The organism is Achromobacter sp. UMC46 (assembly GCF_014170335.1).
In the GTDB taxonomy this organism is placed as follows: Bacteria; Pseudomonadota; Gammaproteobacteria; order Burkholderiales; family Burkholderiaceae_B; genus Achromobacter.
Genome location: NZ_LZZS01000042.1, coordinates 136,066 through 153,019 on the forward strand (window position 1 = coordinate 136,066; position 16,954 = coordinate 153,019).

Consider the following 16,954-nt stretch of genomic DNA (forward strand, 5'->3'; position numbering starts at 1 on the left):
GGAAGTGTGCATGGGCACTCGCAAGTTTCGCGGTTTCGGTCTGATAGCCATCGGTGCGGTGGCTGGCGTATTGCTTAGTGTTGGAGTGACAGCCGTCGCCCAGCGCGGCAGTCCATTGCCCCTGGACGAACTCAGGCAACTGACCAGCGTTTTCGCCGCCATCAAGAACAACTATGTCGAAGCGGTCGACGACAAGACCCTGATCGACAATGCCATCTCCGGCATGGTCTCCAACCTGGATCCGCATTCCGCCTATCTGGATGCCGACGCCTTCCGCGAAATGCAGACGGCCACGCAAGGCGAATTCGGCGGTCTGGGCATCGAGGTCGGCGCGGAAGACGGCTTCGTGAAGGTGATCTCGCCGATCGAAGGCACGCCCGCCGCGCGCGCAGGCGTCATGGCCGGCGACCTGATCATCAAGATCGACGACACACCCACCAAGGGCATGACCCTGAACGATGCGGTCAAGCTCATGCGCGGCGCACCCAAGTCGCCGATCACGCTGACCATCATGCGCGCCGACCGTCCCCAGCCCATCGTGCTGAAGATCGTCCGCGACATCATCAAGGTGCGCAGCGTGCGCAGCAAGATGCTGGACAACGGCGTGGGCTACATCCGCGTCGCGCAGTTCCAGGAAAAGACCGGTTCGGACCTTGCCAAGGAACTGAAGGAGCTGGGCGCCAAAGAACCGCTCAAGGGCCTGGTCCTGGACCTGCGCAACGATCCGGGCGGCTTGCTGACCAGCGCCATCGGCGTGTCCGGCGCCTTCCTGCCGACCGACGCCCTGGTGGTGTCCACCGATGGCCGCACGCCCGACGCCCGCCACAAGTACCTGGCCACGCCGTCGGAATACGCCCGCGGTGAAAGCAACTACCTGGCCGGCCTGCCGGCCTGGACCAAGACCGTGCCGATGGTGGTGCTGGTGAACGTGGGTTCGGCCTCGGCTTCCGAGATCGTGGCCGGCGCGCTGCAAGACCACAAGCGCGCCAAGGTGCTGGGCAACCGCACCTTCGGCAAGGGCTCGGTGCAGGTCATCCTGCCGCTGTCCGAAACCACCGCGGTCAAGCTGACCACGTCGCGCTACTTCACGCCGAACGGCCGTTCGATCCAGGCCACGGGCATCGAACCGGATTACGTCGTTGCCGACACGGCCGACGGCGACCTGTTCCGCCTGCCGCGCGAAGCCGACCTGCAACGCCACCTGTCCAACCCGGGTACGGCCAACGAAGTGAAGTCCAATTCGGATCAGGACAACGTCGACGTGCCGACCAAGGTGTTCGAATTCGGCGGCAAGGACGACTTCCAGCTGCAGCAAGCGCTGAACGTGCTGGCCGGCAAGCCGGTGCAGAAGGGCTCGGCTCGCGCGCAAGCCAAGGCGGACGCCAAGGCCGGCGGCGGCACGCCCACGCGCATGAAGATCACGCCGACCGGAGTCGAGCCCAGCAAGGACAAATGAACGACGAGCAATTGCTGCGCTACGCCCGCCACATCCTGCTCGACGAGCTAGGCATCGAAGGGCAGGAAAAACTTCTGGCGGCGCGTGTGCTCATCGTTGGGGCGGGTGGACTGGGTTCACCCGCCGCGCTCTACCTGGCCACCGCCGGCGTGGGCGACATCACGCTAGCTGACGACGATGTGGTCGAGCTCAGCAACCTGCAACGCCAGATCCTCCACACCACCGCCAGCGTCGGCCGCCCCAAGGCCGAATCCGGGCGCGACATGCTGGCGGCGTTCAATCCCCAGGCGCACGTTCATGCGCGCGTCGAACGCCTGAAAGACCAGTCGTTGTCCGACGCCGTTGCCGCTGCCGATCTGGTGCTGGACTGCACCGATAATTTCACCACCCGCCACGCCATCAACCGCGCCTGCGTGCAGCACCGCAAGCCGCTGGTGTCCGGCGCGGCGATCCGCTTCGACGGGCAGGTCAGCGTGTACGACCTGCGCGACGACAACGCGCCCTGTTACCACTGCCTGTTTCCGGAAGCGGACGACGTCGAGGAAGCCAACTGCGCCACGATGGGCGTGTTCGCCCCAGTGGTCGGCATCATCGGCAGCATGCAGGCAGCCGAAGCGCTGAAGCTGCTGTCCGGCGTGGGCGAAAGCCTGTCCGGCCGCTTGTTGTGGCTGGACGTGCGCACCATGCAATGGCGCAGCGTCAACGTCCAGCGCGACCCCGAATGCGCGGTTTGCGGCCATCGCGGACACTGAAGCGGGCCCCGGGTCCCAAGCGGCGGATTTCGTCTCACACCATGGCCTTATTGCCCTTCGGGACAATATTAAAGGCTTGAAATACCTGCTATAACGCCAGCCAGCCTACACAATTCAGGTAACGGCGATGGACGTGACGGTGTGGATACAGGACTGAAGTTCAGCTTGCCCAAGTGGCGCCTGACGCGCTGGTTGACGCACGCCGGCCAAGACACGCCCGCGGATATCCGCGCGGCGCTGATCGCCAGCCTGTTCGGTACGCTGCCCATCTTCGCCGGCGGCGTCATCAATACCCTGATGATTTCCGGCGTCGTCACCTGGCGCCGCCCCGAGCCCCTGTACATCTCCTGGCTGGTGCTGGAGCTGGTGCTGGCCGTCGTCCGGGTCTCGATCCTGCGCGCCGCCTTGCGCGCGGCGCCCAAGGGCGGCAACACCCATACCGACGTCTACATTCTGCTGGCGCTGCTGTGGGCCTTCAGCGTGGGCTACGGCGTGTTCATCACCTTCCTGAACGGGGACTGGCTGGCCGCTACCCTGGCGGGCGTGTCTTGCGGCGCGATGGCGGGCGGCATCTGCTTTCGCAACTACGGCGCGCCCCGGCTGGTCGGCGCGATGATCTTCCTGAGCCTGGGGCCCATGTGCCTGGGCGCGTTGTTCACCGGCGAATACGTCACGGCCATCGTCTTCATCCAGATCCCGTTCTATCTCGTCAGCATGAGCATCGCGTCGCACCGGCTGAACCGCATCCTGGTGTCGACCATGCTGGCCGAGCGCGACAGCGAACGCCGCGCCAGCGAAGACGCGCTGACGGGGCTGGCCAACCGTGCCGGGCTGCAGGTGGCGCTTGAGCGCGTCTGCGCCAGCGCGCGCGGGCATGACAGTCACGCCGCGCTGCTGTACATGGACATGGACGATTTCAAGCGGATCAACGACACCTACGGCCATGCCGCCGGCGACCAGGTGCTGACCACCGTCGCCCAGCGCATGCGCGGGATGCTGCGGGTGGACGACGTGGCCGCCCGGATCGGGGGCGACGAGTTCATTGTGCTGGTGACAGGCATCGACGCCACGGCGGCGTTGCGGCTGGGCGAACACCTGCTGCGCGACGCCTCCCAGCCTATCTCGCTGGCGGACGGCACGCGAGTCAGCGTAGGGCTTTCGATCGGCATTTCGATCATTTCGGGCGCCAATCGCAGCCCGCAGGCCGCGCTGGATTCGGCGGACGCCGCGCTGTACCGCGCCAAGGCGCGCGGCGGCCGCTGCTGCGAGATCGTGGGGGACGACGACGTCGAAGATGCCGCGCTGGCCGGCGCCAACGGGGAACCCGCCACGGCCTGAACACGGGCAGGGGCTGATAGTTGGAGGCGGAACTCGGTCAAGAGTTATCAGATAACCTGAAAAATAAGCTTATAATCCGCCCATGCTGACCAAGACCCTGACCCTGACCGAACAGGTCGCCCGCCAGATCGCCACGGACATCGCCGATGGCGTGCACCCCGTCGGCGCCAAGCTGCCGCCCGGCCGCATCCTGGCCGAGCAGTACGGGGTCAGCGCTGCCGTGATCCGTGAGGCGACGGAACGCCTGCGCGCCCAGGGCATGATCCAAAGCCGCCAGGGCTCCGGCAGCACCGTGGTGTCGCGCACCGGGACCCAGGGCTTCCAGGTGTCCAGCGGCATCGGCGTGGACCGCGTGCAACTGGCCGGCGTCTATGAATTGCGGATGGACCTGGAAGGGGGCGCGGCGGCGTTGGCGGCCGTGCGCCGCAACGCCGCCGACCTGACCGCCATGGTCCAGGCGTTGGCCGACCTGGAAGCCCATCTTGAACATCCCGACGAAGGCGTCGAACACGACGTGGCGTTCCACGTCGCGATTGCCGCGGCTACCCACAACAGCACCTATCAAGACCTGTTGCAGTACCTGAATCTGCAATTGCGGTTGGCGGTCCGCACCGCGCGGTCCAACAGCCGTTTGCAGGACGGGTTGACCGCGGCGGTGCACCAGGAACACGTCGCCGTGTTCGAGGCCATCCGCGCGGGCAATCCCGAACAGGCCCGCCAAGCGGCGGTCTTCCATTTGCAGCAGGCGGCGCGCCGCCTGCAACTCGATCCCCTCTTTTCCGCGGCAACGCAGACACCATGAGCGCCTCCGACTTCACGCAACGCCTTACCCAGGCCCTGGGCCCCGATACCGTCTACACCGCCGACGCGGACATCGCGCCCTGGCTGTCCGACTGGCGCGGCCTGTACAACGGCCATGCCCAGGCCGTGGTTCGCCCGCGCAATACGGCCGACGTTGCTGCCTGCCTGGCCTTGTGCCAGCAGGAAGGCGTGCCGGTGGTGCCGCGCGGCGGCAACACCGGCCTGTGCGGCGGCGCCACGCCGGACGGCAGCCCGAAGAACGTGGTGCTTAGCCTGGACCGCATGAACGCCGTGCGTTCCATCGATACCGTCGCGAACACGATGGTGGCCGAAGCCGGCGCCATTCTGGGCAACCTGCGCCGCGCGGCGCAGGACGCGGGACGCCTGCTGCCGTTGAGCCTGGCGGCGGAAGACTCCAGCCAGATCGGCGGCAACGTCGCCACCAATGCCGGTGGCGTGAATGTGGTGCGCTATGGCATGGCGCGCGAACTGGTGCTGGGCCTGGAAGCGGTGCTGCCCACCGGGGAAATCTTCAACGGCTTGCGCACGCTGCGCAAAGACAACACGGGCTACGACCTGAAGCAGTTGCTGATCGGCTCCGAAGGCACGCTGGGCGTGATCACGGCAGTGGCGCTGCGCCTGTTCCCGCGCACGGATGTGCGTTCGGTGGTGCTGACCGCCGTCGAGTCGCCGGCGCAGGCGCTGCAGTTGTTCGAGATCCTGTTCGAGCAGTGCGGCGCGCGCCTGCAGGCGTTCGAGTACTTCTCGGGCGATTGCCTGGATCTGGTGCTGACGCACGCCGAAGGTGTGCAGGAACCGTTCGATCAGCGCTACCCGGCGTATGTGCTGGTGGAGTTGGCGGACACGGCGGACGAGGCAGGCCTGACGACGCTGCTGGAAAGCGTGATCGGCACGGCGTTGGAACGCGGCCTGTGCCTGGACGCGGCGGTGTCGGCATCGCTGTCGCAGCTGCAGACGCTATGGAAGCTGCGCGAGGAAATCTCGGAAGCGCAACGCGCGGACGGCCCGCACCTGAAGCACGACGTGTCGTTGCCGATCGAACGCATTCCAGACTTCATGGTGTCGGCAGAGGCGCGCGTGCGCGCGCTGTACCCCGATATCCGCCCCTTCATCTTCGGCCACTTCGGCGACGGCAATCTGCACTACAACCTGTCGCGCCCGGCAGGCGCTGACCGGGATTGGGTGGCAATAAACGGTGCGGCGATCACGGATGCGGTGCTGGACGAAGTGAACCGCTATGGCGGGAGCATTTCAGCGGAACACGGGATCGGGCAGTTGAAGCGGGAGCATTTCCTGCATAGCAAAGATGCCGTGGAGTTGAGGTTGATGCGGGAGATCAAGCGGGTGATGGATCCGGGTGGGATCATGAATCCGGGGAAGTTGCTGTAGGGAGATTTTTGGGGCGATCTTCGAGTCGGCGGGGTAGTGCTCTGTTGGTTGCTCGCGGCGGAGCTTTGTCGGGTTTTGTTTTGTAGGCGCGGATGGGGAGCTTCGTAGGTCGCTCGTCGCCGGGGTCGGGTGGGTGGCGCGCGCCCACGATTGCGGTCCGGAGCCTTCGCTCCGGACTGCCCTCTCGTCATCTTCGTTGCGGCCTGTGGCCGCTGCCTTCAGATTCCCTCGGGCGCATCAAGGTTGCGCGCCACCCACCCGACCCCGGCGACGAGCTGCGCCGTCTTGGTTTGTGCGCTGCTAGAGCGCTGTTTACTCACGAGATTTTCGGGGCCCGCCTCATGCATCCGCGCGGGCGGCCGCATTCGGCATACGCGTTGTTGATGCGTCGGGGCGGTAGTCGCTTGCGCGCTGGTGATGAGTGGTTTGCTAGTGGTTCCCGCAGTCAGGTGGGGGAGGTGGAGCGACGGGTGGCGCGCGCTAGATAGCTGCTTGCTTTTTCGAGTCTGTACGCGCGCCACCCGTCTAAAAGGGAGGCCGGTGATGGGGGGCGGCGATGACGTTCCTCTGATGGATTGATCGTGAACACACTCCACCCATCCTTGTATGTTTTTATAGCACTTGCCGATCTCACGTCGGAGGTGCTGGGGACCGGGGCGCACCCATTCATCAGCCGTCACTAGCGGACTGACGTTGGTAGATATCCCACCCCGCCCAAATACGTCGATTAAGACTCTAGCGGCCGTGACCGCCGATTGATCGCAAGACGAGGCTGGCGCCTGTCCAGCGATCGGCATAAGCACGTGGGATCGCAAGTTCAGGTCCAGCACGCGTTGGATGCCTTGTCGCAGTTGGCAGATGCGCTTGATGGGGCCGTTCTGGTGACGGCCGTAACCCGCATCCCGTTCGCCTCTTCGGACGCAGTGGTGGCCTGCGCGGGGCTAGACCCCAGGCCCAAAGAATCTGGAGCCTACAAAGGCCTGCGCAAACTCAGCAAGCAGGGCGATGCGGCCCTGAGAAGCCTTGCCTATAACGCGGCAACTTCAGCCAGCCGAACGGCTGCCTTCAAACCCCTCTATGCAGCGTTACGAGCCAAGGGCTGGGCCTCAAGACAGGCCCTAAACATCATCGCCAGAAAACTCCTACGCATCGCCTTCGGCGTATGGAAATCGCGCAAACCCTTCGACGTCAATCGCTTTATCGCCAACCAGGCTTGCGCCAAACCATAGAATCTACGGAGCCCGGCCAGCATTATCACGACGCAACCCACCTACACGCGAAGCGAACCCCGCAACGACGCAAGACGATGCGTAAGCTCCCCAAGGCCGCCCGCGCGGCCGGCCGGGAGCGGGCCCCGCAAGACCCTCCACCACTCCCCACTGTGGAGCAGAACCCTAAGAAAGCCGCCTGCCCCAGGCCACCGACGTGACGGGCGTCTTAAGAACTCAAACGCCCGCCATCAACAAAAAAATCACTGCCGATGATAAACCTCAGCCCCCTTCTTAACGAACTCCACTGACTTCTCCTGCATCCCTTTTTGCAACGCATCCTTCTCGCTGATCCCTTGCGCCGCCGCATATTCCCGGACGTCTTGTGTGATCTTCATGCTGCAGAAATGCGGACCGCACATCGAGCAGAAGTGCGCCACTTTCATGGAATCCTTCGGCAGCGTCTCGTCGTGGAATTCCTTTGCGGTGTCCGGGTCCAGGCCCAGGTTGAACTGGTCGTCCCAGCGGAACTCGAAGCGCGCCTTTGACAGCGCGTTGTCGCGGATCGCGGCGCCCGGGTGGCCCTTGGCCAGGTCCGCGGCGTGCGCGGCGATCTTGTACGTGATGATGCCGTCCTTCACGTCCTTCTTGTTCGGCAGGCCCAAGTGCTCTTTCGGCGTCACATAACAGAGCATCGCCGTGCCATACCAGCCGATCAGCGCGGCGCCGATGCCGGAAGTGATGTGGTCGTAACCCGGGGCGATGTCGGTGGTCAGGGGCCCCAGCGTGTAGAAGGGCGCCTCGTGGCAGTGTTCCAGCTGTAGCTCCATGTTCTCTTTGATCATCTGCATCGGCACGTGGCCTGGGCCTTCGATCATCACCTGCACATCGTGCTTCCAGGCGACTTGCGTCAGCTCGCCCAGCGTCTTCAGTTCGGCGAATTGGGCCTCGTCGTTGGCGTCGTAGCCCGAGCCGGGGCGCAAGCCGTCGCCCAGCGAGAAGCTGACGTCGTAGGCCTTCATGATCTCGCAGATCTCTTCGAAGCGCTCGTACAGGAAGCTTTCCTTATGGTGCGCCAGGCACCACTTGGCCATGATCGAACCGCCGCGCGAAACGATGCCGGTCATGCGGTCGGCCGTCATCGGAATGAACGGCAGGCGCACGCCGGCGTGGATCGTGAAGTAGTCCACGCCTTGTTCGGCTTGCTCGACCAGCGTGTCGCGGAAGATCTCCCAGGTCAGGTCCTCGGCCTTGCCGTCGACCTTTTCCAGTGCTTGGTAGATCGGCACAGTGCCGATCGGCACCGGCGAATTGCGGATGATCCATTCGCGGGTTTCGTGGATGTGCTTGCCCGTGGACAAGTCCATGACCGTGTCGCCACCCCAGCGGATCGCCCAGGTCATCTTCTCCACTTCCTCGCCGATGCCGGAGCTGACGGCCGAGTTGCCGATGTTGGCGTTGATCTTCACCAGGAAGTTGCGGCCGATGGCCATCGGCTCGACTTCGGGGTGGTTGATGTTGGCGGGGATGATGGCGCGGCCGCGCGCGATCTCGTCGCGCACGAACTCCGGCGTGATCGCGGCGGGGATGGACGCGCCGAACGATTGGCCCGGGTGCTGGCGCAGCAAGCGCTTGACCATCTTTTCGCCGTCGGGGCCGCTGTCGCGCAGCGTTTGCAGATAGTGTTCGCGGCGCAGGCTTTCGCGGATCGCCACGTATTCCATTTCGGGCGTGACGATGCCGCGGCGCGCGTAATGCATCTGCGACACGTTGGCGCCGGCCTTCGCACGGCGGGGCGGCCGCTGGAGATCGAAGCGCATGGCCGTCAGCTTGGGGTCGGTCAGGCGTTCGCGGCCGTAGTCGCTGGTGGGGCCCGACAGCACTTCCGTGTCGCCGCGCTCTTCGATCCAGCCACGGCGCAGTTCTGGCAGGCCGCGGCGGATGTCGATCTTGGCGTCGGGATCGGTGTAGGGGCCGCTGCAATCGTAGACGGTCAGCGGCGGGTTCTTTTCCCCGCCGAACATCGTCGGCGTGTCGTCCTGCTCGATCTCGCGAAACGGGACGCGGATGTCGGGGCGCGAGCCCGTTTCATACACGCGGCGCGATTTGGGCAGCGGTGCGACGGCCGCCGCGTCGACTTCGGCGGTAGCGGCCAGGAATTTGGGATTGACGTTCATGGAAAGCTCCAAGCAGAGTTGTTGGAGCCGATCGGGAATGGACTTCCGCCAGGCGTGCGGGGACGCGTGGCGGAAATACGGCTCCCAGCATCGGCATTATCCGTACTGGTACGAAGGGACTCTCTCAACACGTCCTGCCGGAAAGGCGGGACGAGTACCCCTGCGCGAAAGCGAAGTATAGAGCCAACCGCGAGCAGGGCTGGTATTACTGCTTTACATTTGGATTCAGTCTGGGGCGACAGTGTCATTCAGGTTCGGTACACTTTTTCAATGAAACGCCCGGCGGGCAGTCGTCTCGCCGGGACCAGCCCACTTAAGAAGGAATCGAGCATGCAACTGACCCTACGCAAATTGGCGCCCGCCCTGGTTGTAGTGACATTGGCGCTGGCAGGTTGCAAGACCGCCCCGACAAAGTCGTCCGGTGCCGCGGCCACGCCCGAAGCCGGCCAGCAGGCCACGCAGCCGGCCACCGCCTCGTCGGTCGACTTCTATCTGGCACAGCAGCAGCCCGCGCCGGGCCTGCGCGAAATCTCGCTGCCTGACGGCAAGCTCTACATGCAGTCGACGCCCGTGTTGACGCGCGCCGACCTGACCGACGCCGCGGCCCTGGTGGATCGCCAAGGCCAGAACTTCGTGGGCTTGCGCTTCTCGGAAGCCGGCGCGCGTAAATTGACGGACGTGAGCACGAAGAACGTCGGCAACCGCCTGGCGCTGGTGATCGATCAGGAACTGGTCGCAGCTCCCAGCATCGCCGAACCGCTGAACCGCGGCGTGCTGGCGTTTGGCGTGGCCTCGGCCCAAGCCGCCTCTGAAATCGCCGCCAAGATCCGTGGCGATGCCGGGCAGGCTCCGGCCGCAGGCGGTGCGGCACCCGCACCGGCTCCCAAGCCCTGATTCAGGCGGGCCTGCCACCCGCTCCTCCGCGCCTGCCAGCTTCTGGCAGACGACAAAAAACCGCATCGATCGATGCGGTTTTTTTTTGTCCGCGACGGGCGCGTGAAATCAGGGGGAGGGCGTTCCGGTCAGGCCGGGATCAGCCCATCTTGCGCCCGCGCGGCTTGACGGTGCGGCGGGCTTGCGCGGTTTCGATGAAGGTCAGCGTCAGCGCTTCGAGCATCACGCGGTCTTCGGGCGTCAGTCCGTCGAACTGCGCGGGCGCGATATTCGGAAAGGGCCAGGGTGCCTGAGGCCGGCGCCGCTTGGGCAGGCGCGGCATCGTTTCGGCGACGCCGGCGGGCGGTAGCGTGTCGGACAGGTCGTAGCCGTCCATGGGCAGTTCCATGGGGCCCTTGCCGGTTTCCAGCCATTCCGGTTCGATCTTCAGAATCTGAGCAAGCTTGCGCACGGACCGGCTGGAGTGGCGCAGCCCGCTTTCGTAACTGGCGATTGCACTTTGCGAAATCCGCGCCAGACGCGCGAGCGTCTTCTGCGTGTGACCACGCAGAAGACGGGTTTGCTTCAATCGGTCTGAAAATGTCTTCACGCGTCGATTGAAGCTTGCTCATGGTTTACTTTGGTGGCTATAAGCATTACTTAAGTGATAATTTCGGAGGTGCGAACGCATGCGGGAACGGGGCAATGTGTTCGTCGTGCAACTTGATGAAATGACGAGCAATAATTTTGTCGCTGCCTTGCGTGAATTTCACTGGCAAGTCAGCGCGTGCGAGTCGCCGACCGAACTCCTGGACCGCCTGCGCACGCAGGATGTCGATGCGATGGTGCTGCGCGGCCAGGGCAAGCAGGTGCCGCAGTTGATCGCCGCCTTGCGGCGCGCGGCCCCGGATGCGGTGGTGGTGTGGCAGGCGCCTGCGGCCTCGGCACGAGAACGCGTCGAAGCGCTGGAGGCCGGCGTGGATGCCTACAGCTCGGTGCGCATGGATGCGCGGGAATGGGATGCGTTGTTGCGCAACGCGCGCAGGCGGCTACTGCCCCCCGCGACCGACGGGCCGGCGTGGCGGGTGCATGGCGGCGAGCGGGTGCTGTCGGGCCCCGGCGGCGAACGGCTGCCCCTGACCGTGACGGAACGGGCATTCCTGCTTCGGCTGTTGAACGCGCCCGGCCAATGCCTACGCCGCGAACGGTTCTTCCCCAGCGATCCGCAAGAGGGTGCGCGCAGCGTGGATGTGCTGGTGTCGCGGTTGCGCAGCAAGGCGCGCCGCTTTGATATCGATCTACCCGTGCTGGCCGTGCGCGGGTGGGGCTACATTCTTCTGCAGCACTACCCGGTCACGGAACAGCAAGGTTAAATCCGGAAGGAAGGGCCCTAGAGCACGACCAGATTGTCCCGGTGCATGAGCTCGGGGTCGGTCATGCTGCCCAGGATTCGGGCGATCTGGGACGACGGCTGGCGCAGGATGCGCCGCGTGTCCACCGATGAATAGTTGATCAGGCCACGGGCGCATTCGCGGCCCTGGCTGTCCACGCAGGCCACGACGTCGCCGCGGCCGAATTCGCCTTCCACTTCCGTCACGCCAATGGGCAGCAGGCTCTTGCCTTCGCGCAGCAGTGCTTGCACCGCGCCGTCATCCAGCACGACGCGTCCGCGCAGCCGCAGGTGGTCGGCCAGCCATTGCTTGCGGGCGGACCACACGGGCAGCACGGCGCGCAATTCGCTGCCGATGCATTCGCCCTGGGCCAGCCGGGTCAAGACATTGCGTTCGTGGCCCGAGGCGATGACGGTGTGCGCCCCGCTGTGCGCCGCGCGCTTGGCCGCCAGCACCTTGGTCAGCATGCCGCCCGTGCCGATGCCGCTGCCGGCGCCGCCGGCCATGGCTTCCAGCGCCGGGTCGCCGGCTTGCGCGTGCGACATGAACGTGGCGTCGGGATTCTTGCGAGGGTCGGAATCGTACAGGCCGCGCTGATCGGTCAGGATGATCAGCGTGTCGGCTTCGATCAGGTTGGTGACCAGCGCGCCCAGCGTGTCGTTGTCGCCCAGCCGGATTTCATCGGTGACGACCGTGTCGTTTTCGTTCACGATCGGCACCACGCCCAGGCGCAGCAGCGCGAACAGCGTGCTGCGGGCATTCAGGTAACGGTGGCGGTCGGCCAGGTCTTCGTGCGTCAGCAGGATCTGCGCGGTGCGCAGGCCGTATTCGGCGAATGCCGCTTCATAGGCCTGGCACAGGCCCATCTGGCCCACGGCCGCCGCCGCCTGCAGTTCGTGCATGACGGACGGGCGCTTGCGCCAGCCCAGGCGGGCCATGCCTTCGGCGATGGCGCCGCTGGAGACCAGCACGATCTGCTTGCCCTGCTTGTGCAGGGCAGCGATCTGTGCAGCCCAGTGCGCTACGGCGGCGCGGTCCAGGCCTCGGCCTTCGTTGGTGACCAGCGACGAGCCGACTTTGGCGACAAGGCGCTGGGCGTGGGTGACGACGGAAACGGCAGGTGTTTCAGCAGACATGATGGGCGCCGGCTGCGGCGAGAAAAGACGTAATCGTAAGGACTGCGATTATGGCTTATTCGTCGCCGGCGCGCGGCGCGGCGGGCTTGTCGGCATCCGTGCGGGTGTCGTCGAAGCGGGGGTCCGGCGCCACATAGGTGCCGTCTGCCTGGTCGCGCGACACGTATTCCTTTTCGCGCTCGGCGTCCAGGTAGTCTTGCAGCGCGTAGAGCAGGTCTTGCGTGCCTTCGCCGGTCAAGCCGGAGATGGCGAACACCGGGCCCTTCCAGTCGTAGAGTTCCAGGAAGCGGCGCTTGGTGTCTTCGGGGTCCGGCACCATGTCCAGCTTGTTCAGGACCAGCCAGCGCGGCTTCTGGGCCAGCTCCGGATCGTAGCGGCGCAGTTCTTCGACAATGGCGCGCGCGTCGACCACGGCTTGCTCGACGGGGTCGGCGTCCGGGTCCGGCGTGGACACGTCCACCAGGTGCAGCAGCACGCGGGTGCGCGCCAGGTGGCGCAGGAACAAGTGGCCCAGGCCCGCGCCTTCGGAGGCGCCTTCGATCAGGCCGGGAATGTCGGCCACGACGAAGCTGCGCGACGGCGACGTGCGCACGACGCCCAGGTTGGGATGCAGCGTGGTGAACGGGTAGTCCGCGATCTTCGGCTTCGCATTCGAGATGCGGGTGATCAGCGTGGACTTGCCGGCGTTCGGCAGGCCCAGCAGGCCCACGTCGGCCAGCACCTTCAGTTCCATGCGCAGGTAGCGGTGTTCGCCTTCCTTGCCCGGCGTCCATTGACGCGGTGCGCGGTTCAGGCTGGACTTGAAATGGATGTTGCCCATGCCGCCCTGGCCGCCGGCGGCCAGCACGACTTTCTGCTCGTGCGTGTCCAGGTCGAACAGGACTTCGCCGGTTTCGGCGTCATGGATGACCGTGCCCACGGGCACGCGCAGGGTGATGTCCGGGGCGGCCGCGCCGTACTGGTCCGAGCCGCGGCCGTTCTCGCCGCCCTTCGCGCGGTGCAGGCGCGCATAGCGGAAATCGATCAGCGTATTGATGTTGCGGTCGGCCACCGCATAGATGGTGCCGCCGCGTCCGCCGTCGCCGCCGTCCGGGCCGCCTTTGGGGATGAACTTTTCGCGGCGAAAGCTCGCCACGCCATTGCCGCCTTTGCCGGCGACCACTTCAATGGTGGCTTCGTCTACGAATTTCATGGTGTCTGCGCGTGTAGTGGGTAATAGGGCAGCCGCCCGTCGTGGGGCGCTGCCAGGGGGCAAAGAAGAGCTTACTCGTCCTTTGCCTTAAAACTAAACGAGCCCCCCGCGCTGCACACACTTCGTGTGCTTGCTACCCCCCAAGGGGGCGCTTTTTGTCTTGGGGCGGCCCGGCGACAAAAAAGCCCTGCCGCATGCGACAGGGCTTTTGCCGTTCGGGCACGCGTTGAGCCGCGTGCCCTGACCGTGCTTGTCCGATTACTCGGCAGCGATGATCGAAACGGTCTGCTTGTTCAATGCGCCCTTGAAGCCGAATTGAACCTTGCCGTCGATCAGCGCGAACAGGGTGTGGTCCTTGCCCATGCCGACGTTCACGCCAGCGTGGAAGCGCGTACCGCGCTGACGCACGATGATCGAACCAGCGGGAATCAATTCACCGCCGAAAGTCTTGACGCCCAGACGCTTTGATTCTGAGTCGCGTCCGTTTCGCGTAGAGCCGCCGCCCTTTTTCTGTGCCATGTTTAGCTCCTGCTAAGTGGTACCGAGTCGCTTCTTAAGCCGTGATGGCTTCGATGCGGATTTCGGTGTAGTTCTGACGGTGGCCCTGACGCTTCTGATAGTGCTTGCGACGGCGCATCTTGAAGATCTTGACCTTGTCGTGGCGGCCTTGCGCAAGAACCGTTGCCTTGACCACAGCGCCGGGGACGAGGGGCGTGCCAACTTTCAGTTGGTCGCCTTCGCCCACGGACAGCACTTGGTCCAGGGTGATTTCTTGCCCAATGTCTGCCGGTATCTGTTCTATCTTGAGTTTTTCGCCAGCGGCAACGCGATACTGCTTGCCACCGGTTTTTACGACCGCGTACATGGGGTGTTCCTTAAATAGGTAAATGGGTCTATCCGCGCGGGCCCGCCCTGCTGGGTGGGATTGCCGTCCTGGACTGGCCGCTTCCATGTCTTGGTGCCAGAACCTGGCAAGAAGGAAAGCGCCCATGTGCTTTCAAGCGTAGTGCTTGGAAGTATCCAGAGGGTTTACGCGGACAACCGACGTAATTCGGGCATTGCTGACCGAATCTGCGATATTAGCCCGGGACTTTTCAAAAGTCAAAAAGCCGTTGCAGGCTAAGGGCTTAGGTGTGGCGCCCAGGCTTCAAATCGCAGGAATCACCTGCTGCGCGATGCGGCGCGCCACTTCGCGGATGCCGTCCGTCACGGCGCGCCGGTGGGCGTCGTCCAGCCGGTCGGTGGGGATGGACGTGCTGACCGCCGCCCGCTTGCCCAGCGGGGTCACGCCCACATAGGCGGCGTAGCAGACGAGGCCCGTCGCCATTTCCTCGTGGTCCTGGCCCAGCCCGGTCTGGCGCACCTGGTCCAGTTCGCGGTAGAGCGCGTCCGGCGTGGCCAGCGTGCGGTCGGTGACGCGCGGCAGTTCCGCCGGCACACGGGCGGCCAGTTCGTCCGGGGGCAGGTTGGCCAGCAGCGCCTTGCCCAGCGCGCAGGCGTGCGCGGGCAGCCGCAAGCCCAGGTCCGACACCAGCCGCACGGGGCGGCGGGCGTCCTCGCGGGCAAGGTAGACCACGTCGAAGCCATCCAGCACCGCCAACTGCACGACTTCGTTGCAGCGGGCGACGAAATCGCCGGCGGCCGCGTGGAAGGCTGCCGCCAGGCCGTCGTGGCGCAGATAGGCGGCGCCCAACGCCATCAATTCGATGCCGATGACGTAGCCGCCATCCTTGCGTTCGATCCACCGGCGCTGCTCCAGGCAATCCAGCAACAGGTAGAGCGTGCTTTTGGCCAATTGGCAGGCCTGGGCCAGTTCCGCCGCCTTGGCGGGCGTGCGGCGCCCGGCAAGCACCCGCAGGATGTCGTGCGTGCGCCGAATGGCGGGAACGTCGTAATCAGTGGCCATGGGCGGTTTGTTTTCCAACATATTGGAACGAAATTCAGGATGTTGGACATGATAAGGCCATTCCCCTAGACTCGTGCTCCATCAATGCCATGCCGGATCGCAGGCCAATCATTGGCAACGCACGGCGACGGCACGCACAACGCGAGGAGACACCATGAACCAGCAAGACACGTTGCCGTCCGATCTGCCGCAGGCGCTGCTGGTGGGCCGGGTTTGGCGTCCGGCACCCGTGAACGGCCCCAGCGTCGTGGTGGTGCGCGACGGCGAAGTTTTCGACATCACCGCCGTCGCGCCCACCGTGGCCGACCTCCTGGACCGTGCCGACCGTGTGGAGGTCGCGCGCAATGCCCGCGGGGAATCGCTGGGCGACGTGCGGCCGCTGATGGCCGCCACGCTGCAAGGCGGGGACGGGCCGCGCTTATTGGCGCCCTGCGATCTGCAACCCGTCAAGGCGGCCGGCGTCACCTTCGCCATCAGCCTGCTGGAGCGCATGATCGAAGAAGAGGCGGGTGGCGACGCCCGCCGCGCCGACGAGATCCGCGTGCGGATGCAGGCGCTGATCGGCTCGGACCTGTCGCGCCTGCGTCCGGGCTCCGCCCAGGCGGCAAGCCTGAAGGCTGGGCTGGTCGAACGCGGCCAGTGGTCGCAGTACCTGGAGGTGGGTATCGGCCCCGATGCCGAGATTTTCTCGAAGGCCCCGGCGATGGCGTCGGTGGGTTTCGGCGCGCAGATCGGCGTGCTGCCCGAATCCGAATGGAACAACCCGGAACCCGAAATCGTGCTGGCGGTGGACAGTCGGGGCGAGGTCGTGGGCGCCACCTTGGGCAACGACGTCAACCTGCGCGACATCGAAGGCCGCAGTGCCTTGCTGCTGACCAAGGCCAAGGACAACAACGGGTCATGCGCCATCGGCCCCTTCATCCGCCTGTTCGACGGCGATTTCGATATGGACAGCGTCCGCCAGGCCGACGTGTCGCTGCGCATCGACGGCGAGGACGGCTTCGCGCTGAGCGGCGTGAGCCATATGCGGGAAATCAGCCGCGATCCGCTGGACCTGGTGCGCCAGGCCTGTGGCGCGCATCACCAGTATCCCGACGGCTTCATGCTGTTCCTGGGCACGATGTTCTCGCCCAGCCAGGACCGCAAGGGGCCGGGCACGGGCTTCACGCACAAGCTGGGCGACCGCGTGGTGATCGCGTCCGAGCGCATCGGCGCGCTGGTCAACGAGGTGCAGCTGAGCACCGGGATCGCGCCGTGGACCTTCGGGGTGCGCGCGCTGTACGCCAATCTGGCGGGGCGCGGCCTGTAACAGGA

General features: G+C 65.3%; 16 protein-coding genes. 9 read left to right on the forward strand and 7 right to left on the reverse strand.

The window, feature by feature from the left end; all coding sequences use genetic code 11:
- Positions 1 to 10: 10 nt before the first annotated feature.
- The 6 genes from A9973_RS30865 to A9973_RS30890 all read left to right on the forward strand — a co-directional run bounded on the left by A9973_RS30865 (position 11) and on the right by A9973_RS30890 (position 6,986).
- Positions 11 to 1,456 carry a S41 family peptidase gene (locus tag A9973_RS30865; protein ID WP_183011833.1) on the forward strand — a complete coding sequence of 482 codons (1,446 nt, stop codon included), beginning with the start codon at positions 11 to 13 and terminating at the stop codon, positions 1,454 to 1,456.
- A complete protein-coding gene (locus tag A9973_RS30870; RefSeq protein ID WP_183011832.1) occupies positions 1,453 to 2,208 on the forward strand; it encodes a molybdopterin-synthase adenylyltransferase MoeB in 756 nt (251 codons plus the stop codon). The genes A9973_RS30865 and A9973_RS30870 overlap by 4 nt, the downstream gene beginning before the upstream one ends.
- Before the next feature lie 141 nt (positions 2,209 to 2,349).
- Positions 2,350 to 3,546 (forward strand): GGDEF domain-containing protein, encoded by a 1,197-nt coding sequence (locus A9973_RS30875; protein ID WP_183011831.1) that lies wholly within the window; start codon positions 2,350 to 2,352, stop codon positions 3,544 to 3,546.
- Between the two features lie 82 nt (positions 3,547 to 3,628).
- Positions 3,629 to 4,348 carry a FadR/GntR family transcriptional regulator gene (locus tag A9973_RS30880; protein WP_183011830.1) on the forward strand — a complete coding sequence of 240 codons (720 nt, stop codon included), beginning with the start codon at positions 3,629 to 3,631 and terminating at the stop codon, positions 4,346 to 4,348.
- The gene (locus A9973_RS30885; protein ID WP_183011829.1) at positions 4,345 to 5,757 is read left to right on the forward strand and encodes an FAD-binding oxidoreductase; all 1,413 of its coding nucleotides are present in this window, start codon (positions 4,345 to 4,347) and stop codon (positions 5,755 to 5,757) included. Before A9973_RS30880 ends, A9973_RS30885 begins: the two co-directional genes overlap by 4 nt.
- A gap of 803 nt (positions 5,758 to 6,560) precedes the next feature.
- On the forward strand, positions 6,561 to 6,986 hold the full coding sequence (locus A9973_RS30890) for a transposase (protein ID WP_183011828.1): 426 nt from the start codon (positions 6,561 to 6,563) through the stop codon (positions 6,984 to 6,986).
- 242 nt (positions 6,987 to 7,228) lie between these two features.
- Here A9973_RS30890 and thiC read toward each other — a convergent pair whose 3' ends face one another.
- Positions 7,229 to 9,142, reverse strand: a complete 1,914-nt coding sequence (gene thiC, locus A9973_RS30895) for a phosphomethylpyrimidine synthase ThiC (protein ID WP_183011827.1) — start codon at positions 9,140 to 9,142, stop codon at positions 7,229 to 7,231.
- Positions 9,143 to 9,472: 330 nt separating this feature from the next.
- On the opposite strand from thiC, the gene A9973_RS30900 reads away from it, so the two are divergent.
- Positions 9,473 to 10,036, forward strand: a complete 564-nt coding sequence (locus A9973_RS30900) for a preprotein translocase subunit SecD (RefSeq protein WP_183011826.1) — start codon at positions 9,473 to 9,475, stop codon at positions 10,034 to 10,036.
- Positions 10,037 to 10,175: 139 nt separating this feature from the next.
- Here the strand turns inward: A9973_RS30900 and A9973_RS30905 are convergent, their stop codons facing one another.
- Positions 10,176 to 10,604: a helix-turn-helix transcriptional regulator gene (locus tag A9973_RS30905; protein ID WP_220805319.1), complete on the reverse strand. Its 429-nt coding sequence runs from the start codon at positions 10,602 to 10,604 to the stop codon at positions 10,176 to 10,178.
- A 142-nt stretch (positions 10,605 to 10,746) separates the two neighbouring features.
- Between A9973_RS30905 and A9973_RS30910 the strand changes: the two genes are divergently transcribed.
- Positions 10,747 to 11,388 (forward strand): winged helix-turn-helix domain-containing protein, encoded by a 642-nt coding sequence (locus tag A9973_RS30910; RefSeq protein WP_255468970.1) that lies wholly within the window; start codon positions 10,747 to 10,749, stop codon positions 11,386 to 11,388.
- A gap of 17 nt (positions 11,389 to 11,405) precedes the next feature.
- On the opposite strand, the gene proB is transcribed toward A9973_RS30910, so the two are convergent.
- The 5 genes from proB to A9973_RS30935 all read right to left on the reverse strand — a co-directional run bounded on the left by proB (position 11,406) and on the right by A9973_RS30935 (position 15,640).
- The gene (gene proB, locus A9973_RS30915) at positions 11,406 to 12,542 is read right to left on the reverse strand and encodes a glutamate 5-kinase (RefSeq protein WP_183011823.1); all 1,137 of its coding nucleotides are present in this window, start codon (positions 12,540 to 12,542) and stop codon (positions 11,406 to 11,408) included.
- A 55-nt stretch (positions 12,543 to 12,597) separates the two neighbouring features.
- Positions 12,598 to 13,734: a GTPase ObgE gene (gene obgE / locus A9973_RS30920; RefSeq protein ID WP_183011822.1), complete on the reverse strand. Its 1,137-nt coding sequence runs from the start codon at positions 13,732 to 13,734 to the stop codon at positions 12,598 to 12,600.
- A gap of 258 nt (positions 13,735 to 13,992) precedes the next feature.
- Positions 13,993 to 14,253, reverse strand: a complete 261-nt coding sequence (gene rpmA, locus A9973_RS30925; protein ID WP_105558808.1) for a 50S ribosomal protein L27 — start codon at positions 14,251 to 14,253, stop codon at positions 13,993 to 13,995.
- Positions 14,254 to 14,287: 34 nt separating this feature from the next.
- Positions 14,288 to 14,599 carry a 50S ribosomal protein L21 gene (gene rplU / locus A9973_RS30930; RefSeq protein WP_183011821.1) on the reverse strand — a complete coding sequence of 104 codons (312 nt, stop codon included), beginning with the start codon at positions 14,597 to 14,599 and terminating at the stop codon, positions 14,288 to 14,290.
- 282 nt (positions 14,600 to 14,881) lie between these two features.
- Positions 14,882 to 15,640, reverse strand: a complete 759-nt coding sequence (locus A9973_RS30935) for an IclR family transcriptional regulator (protein WP_183011820.1) — start codon at positions 15,638 to 15,640, stop codon at positions 14,882 to 14,884.
- A gap of 154 nt (positions 15,641 to 15,794) precedes the next feature.
- Between A9973_RS30935 and A9973_RS30940 the strand changes: the two genes are divergently transcribed.
- Positions 15,795 to 16,949, forward strand: coding sequence for a fumarylacetoacetate hydrolase family protein (locus tag A9973_RS30940; protein WP_183011819.1), 1,155 nt, complete (start codon positions 15,795 to 15,797; stop codon positions 16,947 to 16,949).
- The last annotated feature ends 5 nt before the right edge of the window (positions 16,950 to 16,954 follow it).

Coding starts and splice junctions, on each gene's coding strand:
- A9973_RS30865 (WP_183011833.1), top strand. CDS start 11: ATGGGCACTCGCAAGTTTCGCGGTTTCGGTCTGATAGCCATCGGTGCG.
- A9973_RS30870 (WP_183011832.1), top strand. CDS start 1,453: ATGAACGACGAGCAATTGCTGCGCTACGCCCGCCACATCCTGCTCGAC.
- A9973_RS30880 (WP_183011830.1), top strand. CDS start 3,629: ATGCTGACCAAGACCCTGACCCTGACCGAACAGGTCGCCCGCCAGATC.
- A9973_RS30885 (WP_183011829.1), top strand. CDS start 4,345: ATGAGCGCCTCCGACTTCACGCAACGCCTTACCCAGGCCCTGGGCCCC.
- thiC (WP_183011827.1), bottom strand. CDS start 9,142: ATGAACGTCAATCCCAAATTCCTGGCCGCTACCGCCGAAGTCGACGCG.
- A9973_RS30900 (WP_183011826.1), top strand. CDS start 9,473: ATGCAACTGACCCTACGCAAATTGGCGCCCGCCCTGGTTGTAGTGACA.
- A9973_RS30910 (WP_255468970.1), top strand. CDS start 10,747: ATGACGAGCAATAATTTTGTCGCTGCCTTGCGTGAATTTCACTGGCAA.
- proB (WP_183011823.1), bottom strand. CDS start 12,542: ATGTCTGCTGAAACACCTGCCGTTTCCGTCGTCACCCACGCCCAGCGC.
- obgE (WP_183011822.1), bottom strand. CDS start 13,734: ATGAAATTCGTAGACGAAGCCACCATTGAAGTGGTCGCCGGCAAAGGC.
- rpmA (WP_105558808.1), bottom strand. CDS start 14,253: ATGGCACAGAAAAAGGGCGGCGGCTCTACGCGAAACGGACGCGACTCA.
- rplU (WP_183011821.1), bottom strand. CDS start 14,599: ATGTACGCGGTCGTAAAAACCGGTGGCAAGCAGTATCGCGTTGCCGCT.
- A9973_RS30935 (WP_183011820.1), bottom strand. CDS start 15,640: ATGGCCACTGATTACGACGTTCCCGCCATTCGGCGCACGCACGACATC.
- A9973_RS30940 (WP_183011819.1), top strand. CDS start 15,795: ATGAACCAGCAAGACACGTTGCCGTCCGATCTGCCGCAGGCGCTGCTG.